This window comes from Enterovibrio paralichthyis (genome assembly GCF_019209835.1).
In the GTDB taxonomy this organism is placed as follows: Bacteria; Pseudomonadota; Gammaproteobacteria; order Enterobacterales; family Vibrionaceae; genus Enterovibrio; species Enterovibrio paralichthyis.
Window position 1 is genome coordinate 1 of the sequence record NZ_JAHUTS010000025.1, and the last position, 17565, is coordinate 17565.

General features: G+C 46.5%; 26 protein-coding genes and 1 pseudogene. 3 read left to right on the forward strand and 24 right to left on the reverse strand.

The annotated features are described in order from the left end of the window. Positions 1 to 119 precede the first annotated feature (119 nt). The 7 genes and pseudogenes from KU854_RS20320 to KU854_RS20350 form a co-directional block, all read right to left on the reverse strand. Positions 120 to 293, reverse strand: a pseudogene (locus KU854_RS20320) (ArdC family protein); the annotation flags it as partial. Between the two features lie 297 nt (positions 294 to 590). After that, positions 591 to 1001 carry a hypothetical protein gene (locus KU854_RS20325; protein WP_218360161.1) on the reverse strand — a complete coding sequence of 137 codons (411 nt, stop codon included), beginning with the start codon at positions 999 to 1001 and terminating at the stop codon, positions 591 to 593. A 70-nt stretch (positions 1002 to 1071) separates the two neighbouring features. Then, positions 1072 to 1596 carry a hypothetical protein gene (locus KU854_RS20330; RefSeq protein ID WP_218360162.1) on the reverse strand — a complete coding sequence of 175 codons (525 nt, stop codon included), beginning with the start codon at positions 1594 to 1596 and terminating at the stop codon, positions 1072 to 1074. Positions 1597 to 1844: 248 nt separating this feature from the next. Continuing rightward, positions 1845 to 3209 (reverse strand): ParB/RepB/Spo0J family partition protein, encoded by a 1365-nt coding sequence (locus KU854_RS20335; protein ID WP_218360163.1) that lies wholly within the window; start codon positions 3207 to 3209, stop codon positions 1845 to 1847. Positions 3210 to 3356: 147 nt separating this feature from the next. Next, the gene (locus KU854_RS20340) at positions 3357 to 3728 is read right to left on the reverse strand and encodes a hypothetical protein (RefSeq protein WP_218360164.1); all 372 of its coding nucleotides are present in this window, start codon (positions 3726 to 3728) and stop codon (positions 3357 to 3359) included. 47 nt (positions 3729 to 3775) lie between these two features. Beyond that, complete coding sequence (locus tag KU854_RS20345) at positions 3776 to 4012, reverse strand: hypothetical protein (RefSeq protein ID WP_218360165.1); 237 nt, start codon at positions 4010 to 4012, stop codon at positions 3776 to 3778. A 506-nt stretch (positions 4013 to 4518) separates the two neighbouring features. Next, positions 4519 to 5652: a ParB/RepB/Spo0J family partition protein gene (locus KU854_RS20350; protein WP_218360166.1), complete on the reverse strand. Its 1134-nt coding sequence runs from the start codon at positions 5650 to 5652 to the stop codon at positions 4519 to 4521. A gap of 184 nt (positions 5653 to 5836) precedes the next feature. Here KU854_RS20350 and KU854_RS20355 point away from each other — a divergent pair, with 184 nt between their 5' ends. Together KU854_RS20355 and KU854_RS20360 are read left to right on the forward strand one after the other, a co-directional pair. Beyond that, positions 5837 to 6055: a hypothetical protein gene (locus KU854_RS20355; protein WP_218360167.1), complete on the forward strand. Its 219-nt coding sequence runs from the start codon at positions 5837 to 5839 to the stop codon at positions 6053 to 6055. Continuing rightward, positions 6052 to 6252 (forward strand): hypothetical protein, encoded by a 201-nt coding sequence (locus KU854_RS20360; protein ID WP_218360168.1) that lies wholly within the window; start codon positions 6052 to 6054, stop codon positions 6250 to 6252. Before KU854_RS20355 ends, KU854_RS20360 begins: the two co-directional genes overlap by 4 nt. Here KU854_RS20360 and KU854_RS20365 read toward each other — a convergent pair. From KU854_RS20365 to KU854_RS20395, 7 genes are all read right to left on the reverse strand, one after another. Continuing rightward, positions 6249 to 7499, reverse strand: coding sequence for a ParB/RepB/Spo0J family partition protein (locus KU854_RS20365; RefSeq protein WP_218360169.1), 1251 nt, complete (start codon positions 7497 to 7499; stop codon positions 6249 to 6251). The two genes, KU854_RS20360 and KU854_RS20365, sit on opposite strands and share 4 nt — an antisense overlap. Before the next feature lie 95 nt (positions 7500 to 7594). Beyond that, positions 7595 to 8251: a plasmid SOS inhibition protein A gene (locus KU854_RS20370; RefSeq protein ID WP_218360170.1), complete on the reverse strand. Its 657-nt coding sequence runs from the start codon at positions 8249 to 8251 to the stop codon at positions 7595 to 7597. Between the two features lie 113 nt (positions 8252 to 8364). Further along, complete coding sequence (locus KU854_RS20375; RefSeq protein WP_218360171.1) at positions 8365 to 8703, reverse strand: hypothetical protein; 339 nt, start codon at positions 8701 to 8703, stop codon at positions 8365 to 8367. 154 nt (positions 8704 to 8857) lie between these two features. Next, positions 8858 to 9925 carry a hypothetical protein gene (locus KU854_RS20380; RefSeq protein ID WP_218360172.1) on the reverse strand — a complete coding sequence of 356 codons (1068 nt, stop codon included), beginning with the start codon at positions 9923 to 9925 and terminating at the stop codon, positions 8858 to 8860. A gap of 104 nt (positions 9926 to 10029) precedes the next feature. Then, positions 10030 to 10371, reverse strand: coding sequence for a hypothetical protein (locus KU854_RS20385; RefSeq protein WP_218360173.1), 342 nt, complete (start codon positions 10369 to 10371; stop codon positions 10030 to 10032). Between the two features lie 45 nt (positions 10372 to 10416). Continuing rightward, positions 10417 to 10728, reverse strand: coding sequence for a hypothetical protein (locus KU854_RS20390; protein WP_218360174.1), 312 nt, complete (start codon positions 10726 to 10728; stop codon positions 10417 to 10419). A gap of 325 nt (positions 10729 to 11053) precedes the next feature. Continuing rightward, positions 11054 to 11824, reverse strand: a complete 771-nt coding sequence (locus KU854_RS20395; protein ID WP_218360175.1) for a DNA/RNA non-specific endonuclease — start codon at positions 11822 to 11824, stop codon at positions 11054 to 11056. Between the two features lie 84 nt (positions 11825 to 11908). Here KU854_RS20395 and traT point away from each other — a divergent pair, with 84 nt between their 5' ends. Further along, positions 11909 to 12643: a complement resistance protein TraT gene (gene traT / locus KU854_RS20400; RefSeq protein ID WP_218360176.1), complete on the forward strand. Its 735-nt coding sequence runs from the start codon at positions 11909 to 11911 to the stop codon at positions 12641 to 12643. A gap of 532 nt (positions 12644 to 13175) precedes the next feature. Here the strand turns inward: traT and KU854_RS20405 are convergent. From KU854_RS20405 to KU854_RS20450, 10 genes are all read right to left on the reverse strand, one after another. Beyond that, a complete protein-coding gene (locus tag KU854_RS20405; protein WP_218360177.1) occupies positions 13176 to 13439 on the reverse strand; it encodes a hypothetical protein in 264 nt (87 codons plus the stop codon). Between the two features lie 224 nt (positions 13440 to 13663). After that, the gene (locus KU854_RS20410) at positions 13664 to 14554 is read right to left on the reverse strand and encodes a DNA cytosine methyltransferase (RefSeq protein ID WP_218360178.1); all 891 of its coding nucleotides are present in this window, start codon (positions 14552 to 14554) and stop codon (positions 13664 to 13666) included. Continuing rightward, complete coding sequence (locus KU854_RS20415) at positions 14551 to 15012, reverse strand: hypothetical protein (RefSeq protein ID WP_218360179.1); 462 nt, start codon at positions 15010 to 15012, stop codon at positions 14551 to 14553. The genes KU854_RS20410 and KU854_RS20415 overlap by 4 nt, the downstream gene beginning before the upstream one ends. 141 nt (positions 15013 to 15153) lie before the next feature. Then, positions 15154 to 15321: a hypothetical protein gene (locus tag KU854_RS20420; RefSeq protein WP_218360180.1), complete on the reverse strand. Its 168-nt coding sequence runs from the start codon at positions 15319 to 15321 to the stop codon at positions 15154 to 15156. A 5-nt stretch (positions 15322 to 15326) separates the two neighbouring features. After that, positions 15327 to 15683: a hypothetical protein gene (locus KU854_RS20425; RefSeq protein ID WP_218360181.1), complete on the reverse strand. Its 357-nt coding sequence runs from the start codon at positions 15681 to 15683 to the stop codon at positions 15327 to 15329. A gap of 46 nt (positions 15684 to 15729) precedes the next feature. Next, complete coding sequence (locus KU854_RS20430; RefSeq protein ID WP_218360182.1) at positions 15730 to 16065, reverse strand: hypothetical protein; 336 nt, start codon at positions 16063 to 16065, stop codon at positions 15730 to 15732. Positions 16066 to 16101: 36 nt separating this feature from the next. Then, on the reverse strand, positions 16102 to 16590 hold the full coding sequence (locus KU854_RS20435; protein ID WP_218360183.1) for a hypothetical protein: 489 nt from the start codon (positions 16588 to 16590) through the stop codon (positions 16102 to 16104). 27 nt (positions 16591 to 16617) lie between these two features. Beyond that, on the reverse strand, positions 16618 to 16815 hold the full coding sequence (locus KU854_RS20440; RefSeq protein WP_218360184.1) for a hypothetical protein: 198 nt from the start codon (positions 16813 to 16815) through the stop codon (positions 16618 to 16620). Positions 16816 to 16840: 25 nt separating this feature from the next. Next, positions 16841 to 17149 (reverse strand): hypothetical protein, encoded by a 309-nt coding sequence (locus KU854_RS20445; protein ID WP_218360185.1) that lies wholly within the window; start codon positions 17147 to 17149, stop codon positions 16841 to 16843. Positions 17150 to 17184: 35 nt separating this feature from the next. After that, positions 17185 to 17562, reverse strand: a complete 378-nt coding sequence (locus KU854_RS20450) for a hypothetical protein (protein ID WP_218360186.1) — start codon at positions 17560 to 17562, stop codon at positions 17185 to 17187. Positions 17563 to 17565 lie beyond the last annotated feature (3 nt).

Here is a 17565-nt window from a genome sequence, read left to right on the forward strand (position 1 = left end):
GCGAGGGTAAGGGCTGTGGTCAATTGCAAAATAAAAGGCTCTAAGTATGGGGACTTAGAGCCTTTATAAGCCATCTGTTGGATCGTTCAACCGATCATTTATCTCTTAACTGATCGGCATTAGGCTTTAGCCCCTTTTTTCACTTTGCGGCCTAGTTGTTGCCACTGACGAAAGCCAGCCCAGCGATCATCGTCCAGGCCAAACATTTGCTTGTGTTCATCCAACAGCTCTTGATTATTGGATGAAAAGAAATTGTTTGTTACTGCATTGAAGTTTTCCATTTGAATATCCCCGCTTAGAAATGGCCGATTGCCTTACTTATTTATAAGTATAATCTCAACCGGGATATTATCAAATTGGATATTATAGATGTGTGAAGTCTGTCACCATGCCGTCAGGCATAAAGGCCCCACCTGGGAGCGAGACATACACCACCGGATCACCAGGGCCGAGACCCAGCGAAAGCGACCAAACAAAATACCCCTCCCCCTTCCTGGTAGACCCTTAGCGGCCCTTAAATGCCCTGCGCGATAGGTAGGGTGCCAATGCATACTAAAAAGCCTCTGACGGTGAACGCCGGAGGCTTTGCGCTATCGCCACGTAATGCTTTCTTTGATGTTGACGCCGTGAAATTCGATCCCGTACAACATAAAGCCACTTCCTCGCGCAGAGAGTAGAATGGTTGGGGTCAGCGACTTGTACTGCGTGTAAATAATCACCCCACCGTTAAAGATACGCACCGACCAACCAGGGATAACCGAACGGTTGAGCATATCAACCTGAGCCAATAACTCATCATAGCGGTATGCCCGCCCTGGCTGGATGTGGCTTTTGACCATTTCATGAAAATGAAAAGCTCTTAGTTCGGCCTTGTGTGCCTCTGTAATAGCTTTGTTTTCACGATATGCCTTAACCCACCGCGCAACACGAACCATTGCGGGGGTGCGGGATTGTTTGAGTTCTCGCCGCGCATTCAGTAGCGCTTGAGATAGTGCATTCATTTTTCGCCTCATTTGGTCATGGCCTTACGCCGCTACACACTTTAAAGACTAGTCCATACCGATTAAAATATCAAATAAGATAATAAAAACCGTGATACGTTTCTGTTTTGATTGATTGCAGCTCCTGTGCCCCGAAATAAGAATGATGGAATGGGCTATCTGCAATCAATCTCTGCACAGCGGTACCGCTAGCAGTGAGAGTTTGAGCCCTCGTTGTATCACCATGTGATAGCGCTCTATTGGCGGCGATTTTAACCGTTAGCAGATGCGACGCAGCGCGGCTGATTTCGTTAGGTTCAGTGATGGGGCTGAACCAACGGATCGAACAACCAACCACTTTCCCACTGATCACAATACGCTTGGCGGAGTCACGAACAGTGATCAACAAGGGATTGAACGACACATAAGCGGAGACATTAACCAGCTCTTTGATGGCCCCGCGCTCAACAGCGGCTGTTGCTGCTTTTATGGCATCGCTTACCGTGTCACAGTCTCCCCCCACCAAAGCCGCGAACATGAAACAGGTATCATCGCCATACCAGGGATCATTGCTCAATTCAGCACGGCCATAGACATCAAAGCAAAATCCGTTCATTTGCGGGCCCCCTTCACAGACTGGGTAACCGTCCACTCAAGGAACGCGGCCAACGCCACAGCAACACAGATAAAAGCAAGATAGTGAAGAATTGACAGCATGATAAACCTCTCTAAGTCATGGCCTTGTGCCATATAATCAGTATAGTCACCAACCTTTAAAATATCTAACAAGATATTACAAAAGTGTGACGAAGACAAAATAGAAACACCCCGCATTGGCAGGGTGTTTTTTTTGCAGTACTGCAATCAGTGAACCGTTTTCTGAGACTCGCAAGCAATAGACTGCTCAAGCGCATAAAGCTGTTTGGTCAGCAACGCGCTAGCTTCATCTTTGCTCATGCTGTGGTTATTGACCAATGAGTCAAACACTTCCTCAAGGGTACCGATGGCAATCACTAGATCAGTATTCACTGCCAGTGATGTGCGGCGTTCTGTATGGCTATTGTCCAGCGCAACCACATTGTTAGGATGAGACTGCTGCATGTTCTCCGTGTCAGTATCGGTGATTTCGTCATGGTCATCTGTACATTCAGGTGTGTCAGTGGCGCTGAGTTTATCGCTTTTAACCGTGTCTACGGATGGAAATTCAGGTTCGCCCGCTTGGTTATGGGTCAGGCGGTTAAGCTCTGCAAACACGGCTTCAATGTGTTGACGGTCACCGATTGAATACTCACCGTTTAGTGTGCAGGTCTGAAAATACTTGATAATTTCCCCCTGTAACGCGCTTTGCTGGGCCATCAGCTCTGAATCAAAACGTTCATTGTTAGTGTGCAACTTTCCTTCAACACACTCTGCATTGTTGAATGCAAAGACAGGGGCTACTATCCATGCCGCTTCATCGACCTGTAGCGTATGGACTGCAAAAGAGAACTGGCCGGACGCATACTTGATACAATGCACCGCGTCATTGTCCAACGCGAAACAACCGTTGCTATCTGGCTCAGGGGAAATAAAACCGCCTTCTGCCAGTGTTTTTGCCATCTTGAGTTGAATGGCCGTGTACTTTTCAAAAGAGCCCGAGACGTTGCCCTCTCGGTAGTCGTACCAAACATTTTCAAAGGTATCAGGGTTAACCGCATACAAATCAGTCAGGTTTGACGCAACATTGATGTTGTTAATGATCCCCTCACGAATGCCATACAGCACCAAATCAGGCGCACTATCCAGCTTTAACAGGCGGCTGATAAATGTGGTGTTTTGGCCCACTGCTGCAGCCAGGGCTTTATTGGTCAACTTGCCTTTGGGGTTCTCTGCCAGCCATGCTGCTTTATACTCGCGCACCCCTTCAATGATTTCCGCCAGTGACAGATTTTCACGGTTGAAATTTTCGTGAAGTTGGATAGAACGCACCTGCGCGACACTATCTGCACGAACAAGACAAGGCACCTCTTTCAGTCCGGCTTTCTTGCTGGCACGGTAGCGGCGCTCACCCGCCACAATATAGTAGTGACCGGATTTTTTAGGATCTTCACGCACCAAAATAGGCTGCAGCACACCGCACTCTTTGATTGAGGCGGCAAGGTCACTCAATGCGGATGCATCAAACACTTTACGTGGCTGCTTTGGATCGCGCTTAATGTTGGCGATTGCCAGGATAGTAACTTGATTCATAGAAACCTCTCTTAGTAATGGCCTGATTGCCGATTTCTAATTCTAATTATAATATCAAATTGGATATTATCCAGCGGGATATAATTAATGTGTGATATAGGTCACTCAATTGCGGGGATATCATTTCCCCGCAATTGCAGCACTGCACTATTCGATAGTCACCGTGATTTCGGACATATCCACATCTATCAGGCCGTGATTCCTTATCGCAAACTCTGCCGGAGTTTCACAAGGATGATCGGGATAGAGAATCTGCCCCCAATCACCGGAAGGACTAGAGCCAGATACAAAAAACTGACGGGTTTCGGGGTAGTAATACCCTTCAAAGCGATAGGCGGGCTGAGGGCCGTTATAGTCTGGTGTATGACCCCAAAGCACCAACTTAAAGCAAGGTTTAGGATTGCGCTCCATGCGCTCAATACTGTTCGCCTCTTTGCAAGCCGGTGACATATCTACACCAAGATTACGCAGTTGCAGCAATACATGCTCAAGAAAGGCGCGGGGGTTAAAGTCTCTCATGATTACCTCGTTTAGTGATGGCCTTAGCCAATATAAAAGGTGGGCGGTTAGCGAAGTTCATCAAGCTCAAACGCATAACATTGCCGATATTCCAGTGACGCGTTTGTCACGGCATCCACATAAATCACATCATCAAAATCCGTATCCTGATTTTCAAGAATGGCCCGCGCCGCTTTAATTGCAGCATCATCGAAACAATGACCTTGCACTGTGACCACTTCTGGATCTGCAAACGCAGCATGCCCCACCGCCAAAAATGTTGTTAAACCCGCTGATTGACACATAGAATTTCCTCGCTGAGATATGGCCGATTGCCTTACTTATTTATAAGTATAATCTCAATTGGGAAATTATCAAATTGGATATTATAGATGTGTGAAGTCTGTCACCATGCCGTCAGGCATAAAGGCCCCACCTGGGAGCAAGACACACACCACCGGATCACCAGGGCCGAGACCCAGCGAAAGCGACCAAACAAAATACCCTTCCCCCTTCCTGGTAGACCCTTAGCGGCCCTTAAATGCCCTGCGGGATAGGTAGGGTGCCAATGCATACTAAAAAGCCTCTGACGGTGAACGCCGGAGGCTATAAATTGCAGTACTGCAATTTCGAACGTTACCCACGGGGCAACTGAACCTAAAAAATTCAGTCTGCCGGTGGGTAATGCTGTTGCTTTCCGAGCCCCGACCCCACCCGAATGGGCCGAGACCGAAGGGCTCGGTTTCACTTAGTTGACTGGACGAAGGACAGGCGACTTAGTGAAATTGGGCGGGTACCAGCTCGCCAACCATTAAGAAAATAAAGCTGCCATTTTCAGTACATCATCGATGTGAAAAGACAGCACATTGCCCGAGGATTCAATTTTAACGAAATCGCCCTCACGGGCCATTCCATCGACAGAAACCCCCTGCAACTCATCCTCACAATGAGACATACCCTCTACCCAATCCAGCAAAGACGAAGACAGGCGGCCAAAGTCAGGAATCGAGACACGCTGCCCTAAGCCGTCGAGATAACACTCAATCTTCGAATGCAACAATTTCAATAGCTGGCATTCAGTACGCGCCGTAGTATCTACAGATAGTGGAATATTGATTTTGTAGCCTTTGAAGTTCATTTCATAGCCGCCTGCCCAACGTTGTTTACCAAGCTGCAGTGTAAACAGCGTGATTTCCACATCAGCTTTGCGCCAATGAGAATGACACACCGACGGGTGAGACGTAAGGAAGTGCCCGTTCTCATCTGCGATAGGGGCGATATGGCCGATGACTTTTGATTCTTTGAGTTGTTTTAGCGCACGTTTCACATAGTCGGATGCTTTACCTGCATAGCGTTCACCGACCAGTGTAGACATCACCGCATTGTAGCTATTGACATCAATATTCATGATTTCCTTTAGTTGCGCGATCATGTCGAGGTTAGTCAGCTTTTGTCTCAATATCAGCCTTTTAAGATCAGCGGGTAATTCAAATAAATCATAGATAGCTTGCCAATACTCTAATGACCCACCCACGACCTTACACGCATCAGACAGCGTGAAGTTATCCCCCAGTTTCAACCAGTGGCGTAAAGTTTCCGACAATGAAAGGATGCACAGATCATTGCGCAAAAGATTGTCGGTAAGCACCTGGCGTGACAACTGGGCGGGCATGCTATCAACAACGCGAACAGGGAGGCATTCAATCCCTTCTGAAATCGCAGCGCGGCGCAATATTTCACCTTGAGTCACGTAGTAGACACCACTGACACCAGGAACAGGTCTCACAGAAAGCGGGTGCAAGATACCCGCTTTGCGCACATTACAAACCAGAGAAGCAATTTCTTGTTCATCATGGTGCATAAGGGGTGAAAGGGGATCTGGCAACAGATCACAACTTTTAACATTTATGTCGAATTTTGGGTCAAAGTGGTTTTTAGTCATCATATTGCTACTCTCCGGCCACGTTTACATCGGCCACATGTTTTGTTTTTAAAAACAAACATCAATATGTATATTATTGATGTTGTATAATTAATAATAAACTAATTAATACAGTGATAGTGCTACAATCTGGCTCCCAAAAGAGGCCGTATTGGGATCTAATAAATTGTTAGAACAGGTCAATTTTATGGACAAAGACCAGGCTTTATCAGAAGTAAATAAAATGGCCGAGCAACTTTCTTTAACTGATCTCGCCATCGTCACCGAACGGTTAAACGTACAGTTCAAGAAACGACAACAGCGGTACCAACGTATCATGGCCCGCACTAAGGCGGCGTTAGACATTAAAAGCGAGCAGGGCGTTATTGATGTCATCCGCGAATTAACGATGGAGGGGCGCAAGTGACTATCACCAAAGATTCGACACTGACTGAGATACTTGATCATATTTCCACCTATCACGCGAATGACTATGTTTTAGTAATTACCCCAGACGGGGCGGGAAATCTTGCTATCCCCATACCAGGCAACAAAGAGCGTTATCAAAATATCTTGTTTCCCAACATCACAACGCTCACCCAACCCCAAGAAGCGGCACACTAAGTTGCAGTACTGCAACTTAGTGAACCGTTCTCAACATCCACCATCAAACATTTGAGCGAACTCACCAACGCCTTATTCGCCTGTTCAGGGCTCTTGTTAAAATTGCTCACCAGGGCACGATAAACCGCATCGAGCGTACCGACGACGGCGCACAATTCATTGCAAACTGAGATAGTTGTCTCCCCGCCATTGATTTTTTCCGGCACCGGCTTCACGCGTTTAGGCAGCTCGGGTTCGCCCGCCAGGTTATCCAAAAGACGGTTAAATTCAGCAAACAATTTTCGAAAGCGGCTATGAAGGTGATTAGGTAAGTTACGACAAGCAAATTTTGCGGCGGGTACAATCCACTTTGTCAGCATGGCGAGTTCCGCTTCACGCTGTGATGAATAGCGGTCTTTGGCTTTGATAGACAGCGGCGAAGACGAATAGGAGTGATGGAAATAGCAGTCATAGGCACAGATCCATACCCCTTTTTCCACTTCCAGGGAGAGGATTTCAAAACAGAAAGCATCAACACTGAAACGCAAGCGTTGAACAGATTCATGCTTAGTATCAAACACCCCATATTCATTACATTCAGGGAGGACAAGGCCACCTTCGGCCAAAATTTTTGTGTTTTTCAAAATGCCGGCAGTGTGCTTCTCAAAGGAGCCCGTCACCTGACCATCGTTATATTCACCCCAGACACTTTCAAATGTTTCAGGGCTTAAAGCATGCAAATCGGTAAGGTTTGAGGCGACATTGATGTTATTGATCGTCCCTTCATAGACGGCATTCAACAACGTAACAGGCGCACTATCCAGCTTTAACAGGCGGCTGATAAATGTGGTGTTTTGGCCCACTGCTGCAGCCAGGGCTTTATTGGTCAACTTGCCTTTGGGGTTTTCTGCCAGCCATGCTGCTTTATACTCGCGCACCCCTTCAATGATTTCCGCTAGTGACAGATTTTCACGGTTGAAGTTTTCGTGAAGCTGGATAGAGCGCACCTGCGCAATGCTATCAGCACGAACCAGGCAGGGTACCTCTTTGAGACCTGCACGTTTGCTAGCCTGATAGCGTCGCTCACCGGCAATCACAATAAAGTGGCTGGATTTCTCGGGGTCTTCACGCACCAAAATAGGCTGCAGCACACCGCATTGTTTGATCGAATCAGCCAGTTCAAGCAATGCCTGTGCATCAAAGTGGCTGCGGGGCTGATTCTGATCGCGCCTAATGTGAGTCAAGGGGATAGTAATGATGTGTTGCATGGTCAACCTCAATCAGTCATGGCCTAATGCCTATACAGTAAGAATAACACCCGACACAAAAATATCAAACGAGATAATTAAAAGGGTGATACATGTCACTCACAAATTTCAAACATATCCAGCACGATTCGGCCCAGCGTCCAGTCTGTGACCATTCCATAAAGATCAGTAAATGACAGCGAACCAGGTTTTGACCGCATTTTAAAGTAGTGCTGAACAATGCATTTAAGCTCATAAGATGTAAACCGGCCCTCACCGTCTTCGTGGGAGATAAATGCATAAAAATCGTTATGACTGTATCGCACAGTCTCCGCCATGATGTTATTGATGTGTGCCTGACGTGCAGCGTCATCCCGACACTTTTGTTTGTCCCTGGCTTTGAACTTGGCATTCCACTCAAGCTGATAGCTTTGGGTTCTGCGTTCTTCCAGACGATGGATAGCATAAGGAAAGAGTGTTTTAGCTAAAAAGCTGTCCAGGGGTTTAACGACACGCCGCCCTTCGGTACGGATCAGAATATCCAGGGCATCAATGTATTTTTGTTTAGGCGCTGGATAATAACGCTCCGTGCTCGACTTGGTATAGCCAATGCGGATCAGCGTGTAGGGCGACGGCTTACTGGTACCATCCAGTGCTTTAAAGAACGCGGCTGCATAGGGTCGCTTACTCCGTGCAAATTTGCCCGCAGAAACGGCAATAATGGCTTGTTGAGCCGCGTTAACCATCGGCTCAAAAGGAACGATAGGGTACATATAACACCTCGCTTAGTGATGGCCTTACGCCAGAAAATTAGAGCGAAAAAATTATTAGGGCCAACACTGCCGCTACCACAAAGCAAAACAACAGCTCAAGATTAATCCGCCAACTACGCGACAGCTTTTTCATATCCCCCCCTAAACATATCCAGGTAGTCAGGATGCAACCGGATAACCGGCGACTTGGTAGGACGTTCAACCAATTGGCCGTCCAAATCAAGAAAGCGCTTTTCAATCACGCCTGCATCTGTAAGTTCTTTGATAGCCTGACGCATAGAAGGTGCCGCCGTCACCGCCAAATCAACTTCGAGTTGTGACACCATATCACGCACGTTTAGCCACTCTTGGCCCGCCTGGTGATAGTCCACCGCCGCGCTTACTACTTCCAGACAGTAAGTAGGGCGCTTCACATTGCGCATAACTTTTGTCAGGTCACTAAATTTTTTCATAATATCTCGCAACATTTTGCACCTCGCTCAGTGATGGCCGACGCCTTACATATCTTTATATACAGTGTGGCAAAATAACAGCACAATATCAATTCAGATAAGATAAAACTTGCAGTACTGCAACCGCCCCCACCTGGGGGGCGGCGCACACAGTCTAGCTTTCCAACTGGGCCAACAAAGGGCGCACCGTTCTTTCGTAGTCAAACAGCGCATTGGCCGTGATCATGCGAACCCATGTCCCACCATCGCGGTTACGAGACCACTTAAACGCGCATTTTTTCAGCGTGTTACGCGTGGCTTCATCGGGCTTAAAACCAAAGGAAATCACGATTTTATTGTCATCGCTTTGATAGACCCCGATGCCATTGTCAAAGGTTTCATCAACACTTACGGTTTTTTCCTGCGTGGCTTTTACATCAACCAAACGTTGTTCGAGGCGTTTAATGTTGGCGAGGTTATTGGAAAGCTGATAATCAGCAAAACCGATACGGCCACAAAAATCAGGCTTGATCAGGTTGGCCGCTTGCGCAACGCTATAACCTTTTTTCCCAAGCGCTTCGATCACTGCATCACGCAGTTCGCCAGGGATAGATATATCCCCTTTGCGGGTGTAAGTGCGGATCAGTTTGTTAACGGCTTTCATCTGCTCTTGTGACGTTTTCAAGCCGTCAATTTTGGACTGCAGTTGTTGCACCGCATCCGGCGCACTGGATTTGATGCAGGTACCGTCGCCATGCGGCAACAGTTGACGTTTTAGACTCTTAATAAATTTAGGTAGTAGCTCGGTCACTTCTTGATGGCGGTTATCCATTGTCCGGTTAGCCTTTTGCGCACGGGCAACCGGAAAGCGGGCAGGGCCGGTGATCATTGAAGACAGACAATTGCCGCGAGCGCTCAAATACGCATTAAAACGGCTTAGGAGAGCAGAAACATAGTCACCGTGCCAGGTGTCCAAAGTACTCTCCCAGCCTTCGGGCAAAGTGACACCGTTATTCTGTGCTGCCCTCAACACGCTTTCGCCTTCTGTTTTGCCATTCAGACACAACTCCGCGAAGTAGATACGTTCTTGCGCGGCCCGCACTTCCGGCGAAAAACTGGTGTTGTAGTGAGAACGATAGGCAAGCTGTGAATCAATCATATTCACGTATGTCTCTGCGCCTGGGTGGGACGTTGAAAAGTCGCTTAGGATTTGCTCTGGGGTTTTACGTTCTTGGCTAAACATATCAATAACCTCTATCAGTGATGGCCTTGCGCCGATTAACTATAAATAAGTATAACCCCAACCAACAAAATATCCAGAAAGATAATATAGATATGTGACAAAAATCACCCTATAACATTGAAGATCATTTGGTCATGTTGTTCGGGTGAAAGGGTACCATTGCGCATACTGGGGTTATTGTCACGAATTACCATAAACACTGTCAAAATATGGATGGCGCGGGCGAGAGAGTCTGAATACATAGCCCAGCATCGCGCCTGGGCTGCATCACGCATACAGTCAGCGATTGCATTATCAATAATGCGATAACCCGTTACAGACGTGTGAAAGCACAGATCCAAGTACTTTACCTGCTCAGATTTCGCATCTAAGAAAGTGGGCCGGTGCTGTGTTTCCAGCAAAGCAAGACAGCTTGATAAAATGGTTTTGACTGTGTAGGCGTTCATTGACCCTCCTTATTACCAAGGGCCCCATGATGGGGCCACACTGAATTAATCTGCGCCAACCAGGTGTTTTTTTTCACCCTCAAATGTGGCTTGGTCGGGGTAGGCGATAAACTTATCGTCGAAGTAATATGGGCCGCTCACAATGAATTCATTATCGAGATACCTCACCTTGGCATCAGCGTAATTATCTTCGTTGTCGAGCCACTGCAAGACATCATCAACCGAAACAACCTGATAGATGTAGTCATAAGAATCATCCACACGACTGTGGGCGGTACGCTTCAAAATGCCAGCGGCATTCATCAAGGCTTGTTTGATTTGTTTCCTGGCGTTCTTTCTGACGATGATAAGAGACATGATATTTCCTCGCTGAGATATGGCCGATTGCCTTACTTATTTATAAGTATAATCTCAACTGGGATGTTATCAAAATAGATATTATAGATATGTGAAGTCTGTCACCATGCCGTCAGGCATAAAGGCCCCACCTGGGAGCGAGACACACACCACCGGATCACCAGGGCCGAGACCCAGCGAAAGCGACCAAACAGAATACCCCTCCCCCTTCCTGGTAGACCCTTAGCGGCCCTTAAATGCCCTGCGGGATAGGTAGGGTGCCAATGCATACTAAAAAGCCTCTGGCGGTGAACGCCGGAGGCTAAAATTGCAGTACTGCAATTAATCAGGATATATTGCATGACTTAGTGACAGGGTAACTCTCTTTCATTACTTCCGAGCGAGATTTGATGTAAAAAGGGTACTGGATCGCGCCCCCCCAACGCTTATCGATTTCATCAAGCGATGTCAGATAGGTATCAGCATCCCCCCAGGTTGCGCGACTATCATTTGGAAAGATGTAAGCCCAGGTTTTATTGAGTGACGGGGAATGAATCACTTTCCAGATATGTGCAGGAACCTCTATGCCGTGCAAAATTAGCGAATCAATCGGTGTTTCATTTTTAAAAATCCCGCCGACAATCCAAACATCACCCATATCACGCAAACACTCTGTAATGAACTCAGTGCGCTTCATTGCTCCCCTGTTCAAATTGCGGTGTTGCGGCATGATGTTTGTCATGTAGTTACTTTGATGGATGGCAACCGGATCGGAATCTGCATGATTCGCCGCAAACAGATGCCCCCTGTCATAAGGAGTACCATACGATAGGGTTGACCGCTGCTGACAGCGCTTATCAACACTGGGATCTAGCGTAAATTCATCTTCGCGGGGCGCATTGCCATGATCCGCCCCAACGAGGGCTGCAAACATGATTGCGATACGTTTTTCGCAATCAATCCATAGTGAATGTTGCGCATAGCGCTGAATGATCACGGGTTTTGGTGCTGATTTGAATTTCAAAAAATCAAGTTCCAGACTCTGCCACCCAAAAAATCCCGCCGCCCCGACCACCCCCGCTAACGACACCCCACCCAGCACATAACGATAAATCATATTGTGATCTCAATTTGTTATTTGATAACAACAATAATAATATATTTGTTAATCGATCATAGAAAGTCAGCACGAGGGAAATTCATGAAAACCAAAACAACGTTACTTGGCATGGCACTAGCAAGCACTTTGGTACTATCCGGCTGCGGGGCGGTTCACACTGCAGTCGCAAAACGAAATTTAGAAGTGAAGACACAGACCTCAGAAACAATCTGGTTGCAGCCTGACATGATGGGCCCTAAAACGATTTTCATTCAAACCAAGGACACATCAGGTACCGACTTTGATTTGGCAGTGACCCTAAAACAAGTCCTTACCTCCAATGGGTTTCAGGTGACACAAGACCCCAATGCTGCACACTATTGGTTGCAATCCAACACCATCAAACTTGAAAAGATGGAGCCACATGACATCAACCAATTTCTATCTGGGGGATATGGGGCAGGGATCGCCGGTGCAAGTTTTGGCGGTGCAGCACTAGCACTGGCAACTGACTCACCAGGTTATGGAGTGGGTGGTAGCTTGATCGGTGGATTGGTGGCGGTGGCTGCAGATGCAATGGTAGAAGATGTAACTTACGGGCTTGTTACCGACATTCAATTGAGCGTTAAGAGTGACAAAGCATTGCTCGCAAATGAAACACAAAAATTACAGCAAGGCGCGAGTTCGACAATTACAGTTAACAGCACCGAAAAAACTGACCGCATGCGTTATCAAACCAGGATCGTTGCGTCAGCCAACCAGGTGAATCTCACGCTGGAAGAAGCAAAACCGGCCCTGAGTGAAGCGGTAGTAAAATCCATTTACGGCATTTTGTAGCATCTAATAATTGCAGTACTGCAACTGGGAAAGCATTGCGAACGAGAAAGATCAAAGCAACAAAAAAGGGCCTATGGCCCTTTTTTTTATCCTTAGATGATGTTTGGCATCCGCAATACACAAAAACACAATAGTCCTTGCGCATATTCGGGTGTTTCACACCGATGAAGAACAACTAACGTCGAGTCTGTCTGTTCCGCAACCAAATCCCAGGTGTTTGATTCTGAGCTAGGGGGATCAATGTAGACATCAATCAGCTCTGAGAACTGAGGTGTATTTTTGCCGTTTTTATCCCCGTCAAACCAATAAGACGGCGGTGAAAACTGACTATTTACCAGCATTAGAGACATAATTGTCCTCGCTTAGACAGTGCTGTTATGCATCAATAAAATACAAACGGGCAGAGATAAAAACCAATTCCCACCCCTACAGACAGCGCTCCGGTTACTACCACATACACGATTAATGCACTGCTGGCGCGTCGTAATGAAATCATGAAATCACCCCATAAAGGGCGCTTAGTGCGCCCTGTTTAGTGGATAACAACGTTGGACAAACAGAAGTGGATAACGCCGTCAGCTTCATCTGCGCTATCGCAATACGCCAACGGTTTAACCCCTAGATCGGCAATTTCTCCCGTAACAGCCCAAGTCGATATTTCGCCGTCTTCTGGGCCCTGCCAGGGACGGAGAATACACATACCCTGATCGGTAGCATGACGTAGTGGTAACTTTGAAAAAGCGCAAAATGCGTGGCTTTTCAGTGTAGAAACAAGGTTGGAATGATTGGAACGCATAATGAAAACCTCACTTGGTTATGGCCGATGCCAGATACTCTAATCATAGTGGGCGCAACGAATTTGACACCCTGTATAGTATGGAAATGTGATGTTATTAACATAATTTATAACATCAAAAAGTATATCATTGAAATTGAAGCAAACGATACACGTTTTGTTTCTCTATGATCTTGCCGATGACTATGTTTTAGGTGTCCCCATATACAGGACACCTTTTTTTATTAAATCTTGTGGCTATAAGAGCGGTGATACCGCATTATCTCGCTTCCCGCCCATCGTGCCATGTGTCGGGGCACTCCATTGCCGATTTGACGATAAGCGGCGGTATCTGATACTGGAAATACAAAACTATCGTCCAACCCCTGAAGCCTCGCATATTCTCTGACAGAGTAGGGACGCACCCCGAGCGGATAGCGCTTATCCGCGAGCAGTCGTGTTGATTTGTCACGCGCATAGTGCGCGACGGCAGTAGGCGCAAGATCCCCTTTTTGGGGATCTGAAATAATGGGTAAATCACGGTAGTGTCCACGCATCCGCTTTTCAATGGCAGCAGGGCGGGTAACACAGGGATCACTCTCAACAATTTCAGACAGCGATATCGGTTTAACATACGCGGGCGGGCGGATAGAAAAAGGGCGCTTGGTACCAAAGATCATCAAACGGTCTCTGCGCTGGGGAAGCCAATGATGAGTATGAACTGGACAAAACACATTCACATAGTAACCAGGCAGTCGGGTCATCGCTTCCATGACAACTTTAAACACCCGCATCCCAGGCACATTTTCAATCAAATACCCTTCGGGCGAAGCAATGGCAATATGGCGAAGTGCATGCAAAAAAAGCTCATCGCCAGTTCGTGTTTGGCGTATATCCGCCGCCGTTGAATACTTAGTGCATGGATAAGTAAAAACCATCCAGTCTACTGAATCTTGTTCGAGAACAAGCTCTTTGGAAATGTCACAATGTTTGATATGAGAACCAATATTGTGTCGATACGTTGCCACCGCATCAGCATCAAGCTCAAAGGCTTTGGTGATATTCAGTCCCGCTTCTAACAGACCTGTATCCATAAGACCGGCACCGCAGAAATAGCTACCAACAGTAGGGATCATAACTCACCCCCTTTGATAGCAACAGTGAAGGCATCAACCGCGCAAAAGTCGGGGGGCTGCAGCCTATCACCGTATTTTTCAATCTGACAGCGACTGGGCCTGACACCGAAATTGACCCACCGGTTAACCATATTCGCCAGATAGTGAGGTTCGTGGTTTAGGAATGCGTGAGAATTCCACCAAAAGCGAATAACGGCACGGTGTGAGTAGGGGAGCGCAAATAGAAGTGATCTGGCGTGTCGCCATTCTTTGGCGCGTTGCAACCGGTCATCGATTTCGCGTTGACAGAAATAGGATTCACGTTGCGATCTAATAGCATCTAGCGATGGTTGATTCTCTGCGATTTCAGCAGCAAATAGGGGCATGCACTCACGTTCCTTTGCCAGCTTACGTTCTGCAGCCGCCGCTTTTCGGGAAGTCCATTTAAAGTTAAATGGGATATAACGATTGAATTTCATACACTCTCACTTAGTTATGGCCCAATGCCAATAAAAAGAGTGTAGTGGATATGAGACAAAATATCAAATAGGATAATAAAATAAATGATGAGGAATGTCACAATTGCAGTACTGCAATTCAATCAAAGTTAAAATGGCTAATTACTGCAACTGACCTTTTAACTCGGTGAATAGCTGATCGCGTTCTTCAATCAGTTCATTGATGTATTCTTGCTGCTCATCAGTCAAAATATCACGATCAGAAAGCTCCTTAATGCGATGATTCAACATTGTTAAAGTTTTCTGTACTGCTTCTTCAAATGACGACATTGCGCTTACCTTTGGTCGTAGGCTTCATCAATAAAAAATTCTTCTTTGGTTTCCCAGGTTTCCCACCCTTCCTGCTCTGCGGTCATGTACCGTTTATAAGCATCCATTACTTCATGAGGTAACTCTGACTCTGCTTCATTTGCAATGAATGATTCAACCAGGCTTTTTGGGAATCCTAAGAATTTGGGTTCCTGATACTGCTTCGCCGCATCTATAATTTGCTGCGCTGCCTCTAGGGAAACCTCAAAACTCACCCCTCGATAACCGAGCGTTTGCGCCGTTTTAATCGTTGTCTCTGCGTTATCAATGAACTCCTGCAGAGACACTACAAATTTTGGCTCTGGCATGTCTGGATCGTACATATTCAGTCCTCTTTCCGTGTTTTTTAATAAAATGCCTTGACGACTTTTATTCAATACCGCTCAGTCTGCGTTGAATTTCGTCAACTTCTTCTTGTTGCTCTACTGTTAATGTTGAAAGAGACAGTAGTTTTTCAAGTTTCAAATCAACTCGTTCACAATCGCTGAGCGTCATGGCTTCGTGAAATTCTTCGGCACTGAAATATTCCCCGCCGATCAGGTCAATTGTGTCGATAACTGTATCGGCATCAACTTCTGAGTACCCAACTCCGTATCTTGCTATGCACTCATCGTTCACTCGGTCACATAATGACCTGTGCTTATAAGCGGCTTTCGCTGCCTGAGTGAGTAAGCGTGTAAATGCACTATCTGTCAGGTTTGCCATGCGATTTTTCCGTCGTCGAAGTTGCAGTGCTGCAACTCAACCAATAATCGACCCAAGTTTGAGAATATAAACGGGCTTACCTTCTGGTGCGCCCCACTCAACAACTCCTAGACCACTCTGTATTTCAATCAGCTCGATAACAAAGGAAGGCGCATCTTTCCCATAACCATTTCGAAACGTGATTGTTGCGAAATATTTTCCAGATATAAGACGACGATCCCAGTAGGGTTTCATTTCCCTGTATTCTTCGGTTTTTACACCGGAGCGAATCAGGTCAAACCACTCTTTTTTAAGAGTAAGGTGAAGTGTCGGACGCTCGCTATCTTTTACCAGCCTGACAAGATGAACTCGCTCCTGATCACGACACAATACGCCTCTGGAAACCGCAGCATCAACCAAACGTTCAGCACGGTTGTACCCGATACCTAAAAAACGCTGAATCCTTGAAATACCAAACAAACACCCTTCAAGCTGTGGCGTGGATTTTAGCGATTTAATGTCACTTTCTAGCATTGAGTAATCCATGCTGACGCTCCTTTTTCCGGTGTCGGCCTAAAGGCCAGTGAATTTGCAGCGTGAATCCTGCTCTTGCAGCTTCACCATTGCTTCTTTTTCTGTGTCATCCAGCTCGGATATATCCGCCTCTAAAAGTCCAGCTTCGTCGAGGACATCTGCTGCGTAAGTGGGCGAACCCGCCTGTGTAACAAGCAAGGCGGCAGCATAAAAAACGCCCATATCAAACTCTGTCATTCGCTAATAATCCGATCACTTTTGGTTAGTTCGAGTATCGCGGCTTGAGCGCGGCGATTTCAGCTTCGTTTTCGACTTCTAGGCCAAGTCCCCAACGTGCTTTTTGGACAGCATCAAAACCCGAAATTGAACCACTTTCCAGAACGTAATCGAGGGCATTGGTTAATCGGTCTGATTCTGCATTGAGTCTCTGAATTTTGGCCTCTAAATCAGCAACTTTCTTTTGATGGTCGCTTAACTTAACCCATGAGCCATGTTTTCGTCGGCGCATTTCACCTTCCAAAACATCGCCCATATCACCTTCCACAACTGGCTCGTAACGATTGATTGTCATTAGATTTTTCCGGTTCCGAAGTTGCATTACTGCAACTACGCTGAAATCACAATTGAACGCTGACTTAAATCTGGTTCAACTGACCACTCAAAGCCTGCGAGTTCCACACCCTTTAAAAACGGCTCTAGCGCCACATCATCAAGGTTTTTGCGATAAACATTATTACCCTGACGAATTTCCAATGTGCTAGATTGAAGCGCACCGACGACAAACGTTTTACCATCGTTAACATTCATGCCCTGCGGTTTGCGCAAAATAGCGACTTCTATAGAGCCATTCTGAAATGCATCAAACATGTGATTTTCGCCCTGGTAATCCACAAAAACGGCCTTGTTCTCTAGATCGATAGCGATCCCGCCGTTATACATTTCAATGTACGAATCGGCGTAAGAGCAATTAGTTGATTTCAACATGGT

Excerpts from the sequence above, each read along its gene's own strand:
- KU854_RS20405 (WP_218360177.1), bottom strand. The coding sequence starts at position 13,439 with ATGCGTTCCAATCATTCCAACCTTGTTTCTACACTGAAAAGCCACGCA.
- KU854_RS20430 (WP_218360182.1), bottom strand. The coding sequence starts at position 16,065 with ATGGCAAACCTGACAGATAGTGCATTTACACGCTTACTCACTCAGGCA.
- KU854_RS20375 (WP_218360171.1), bottom strand. The coding sequence starts at position 8,703 with ATGAAAAAATTTAGTGACCTGACAAAAGTTATGCGCAATGTGAAGCGC.
- KU854_RS20345 (WP_218360165.1), bottom strand. The coding sequence starts at position 4,012 with ATGTGTCAATCAGCGGGTTTAACAACATTTTTGGCGGTGGGGCATGCT.
- KU854_RS20395 (WP_218360175.1), bottom strand. The coding sequence starts at position 11,824 with ATGATTTATCGTTATGTGCTGGGTGGGGTGTCGTTAGCGGGGGTGGTC.
- KU854_RS20420 (WP_218360180.1), bottom strand. The coding sequence starts at position 15,321 with ATGTCGTCATTTGAAGAAGCAGTACAGAAAACTTTAACAATGTTGAAT.
- KU854_RS20385 (WP_218360173.1), bottom strand. The coding sequence starts at position 10,371 with ATGAACGCCTACACAGTCAAAACCATTTTATCAAGCTGTCTTGCTTTG.
- KU854_RS20335 (WP_218360163.1), bottom strand. The coding sequence starts at position 3,209 with ATGAATCAAGTTACTATCCTGGCAATCGCCAACATTAAGCGCGATCCA.
- KU854_RS20340 (WP_218360164.1), bottom strand. The coding sequence starts at position 3,728 with ATGAGAGACTTTAACCCCCGCGCCTTTCTTGAGCATGTATTGCTGCAA.
- KU854_RS20450 (WP_218360186.1), bottom strand. The coding sequence starts at position 17,562 with ATGTTGAAATCAACTAATTGCTCTTACGCCGATTCGTACATTGAAATG.
- KU854_RS20330 (WP_218360162.1), bottom strand. The coding sequence starts at position 1,596 with ATGAACGGATTTTGCTTTGATGTCTATGGCCGTGCTGAATTGAGCAAT.
- KU854_RS20440 (WP_218360184.1), bottom strand. The coding sequence starts at position 16,815 with ATGACAGAGTTTGATATGGGCGTTTTTTATGCTGCCGCCTTGCTTGTT.
- KU854_RS20415 (WP_218360179.1), bottom strand. The coding sequence starts at position 15,012 with ATGAAATTCAATCGTTATATCCCATTTAACTTTAAATGGACTTCCCGA.
- traT (WP_218360176.1), top strand. The coding sequence starts at position 11,909 with ATGAAAACCAAAACAACGTTACTTGGCATGGCACTAGCAAGCACTTTG.
- KU854_RS20435 (WP_218360183.1), bottom strand. The coding sequence starts at position 16,590 with ATGGATTACTCAATGCTAGAAAGTGACATTAAATCGCTAAAATCCACG.
- KU854_RS20350 (WP_218360166.1), bottom strand. The coding sequence starts at position 5,652 with ATGATGACTAAAAACCACTTTGACCCAAAATTCGACATAAATGTTAAA.
- KU854_RS20365 (WP_218360169.1), bottom strand. The coding sequence starts at position 7,499 with ATGCAACACATCATTACTATCCCCTTGACTCACATTAGGCGCGATCAG.
- KU854_RS20325 (WP_218360161.1), bottom strand. The coding sequence starts at position 1,001 with ATGAATGCACTATCTCAAGCGCTACTGAATGCGCGGCGAGAACTCAAA.
- KU854_RS20355 (WP_218360167.1), top strand. The coding sequence starts at position 5,837 with ATGGACAAAGACCAGGCTTTATCAGAAGTAAATAAAATGGCCGAGCAA.
- KU854_RS20410 (WP_218360178.1), bottom strand. The coding sequence starts at position 14,554 with ATGATCCCTACTGTTGGTAGCTATTTCTGCGGTGCCGGTCTTATGGAT.
- KU854_RS20390 (WP_218360174.1), bottom strand. The coding sequence starts at position 10,728 with ATGTCTCTTATCATCGTCAGAAAGAACGCCAGGAAACAAATCAAACAA.
- KU854_RS20380 (WP_218360172.1), bottom strand. The coding sequence starts at position 9,925 with ATGTTTAGCCAAGAACGTAAAACCCCAGAGCAAATCCTAAGCGACTTT.
- KU854_RS20445 (WP_218360185.1), bottom strand. The coding sequence starts at position 17,149 with ATGACAATCAATCGTTACGAGCCAGTTGTGGAAGGTGATATGGGCGAT.
- KU854_RS20370 (WP_218360170.1), bottom strand. The coding sequence starts at position 8,251 with ATGTACCCTATCGTTCCTTTTGAGCCGATGGTTAACGCGGCTCAACAA.
- KU854_RS20425 (WP_218360181.1), bottom strand. The coding sequence starts at position 15,683 with ATGTACGATCCAGACATGCCAGAGCCAAAATTTGTAGTGTCTCTGCAG.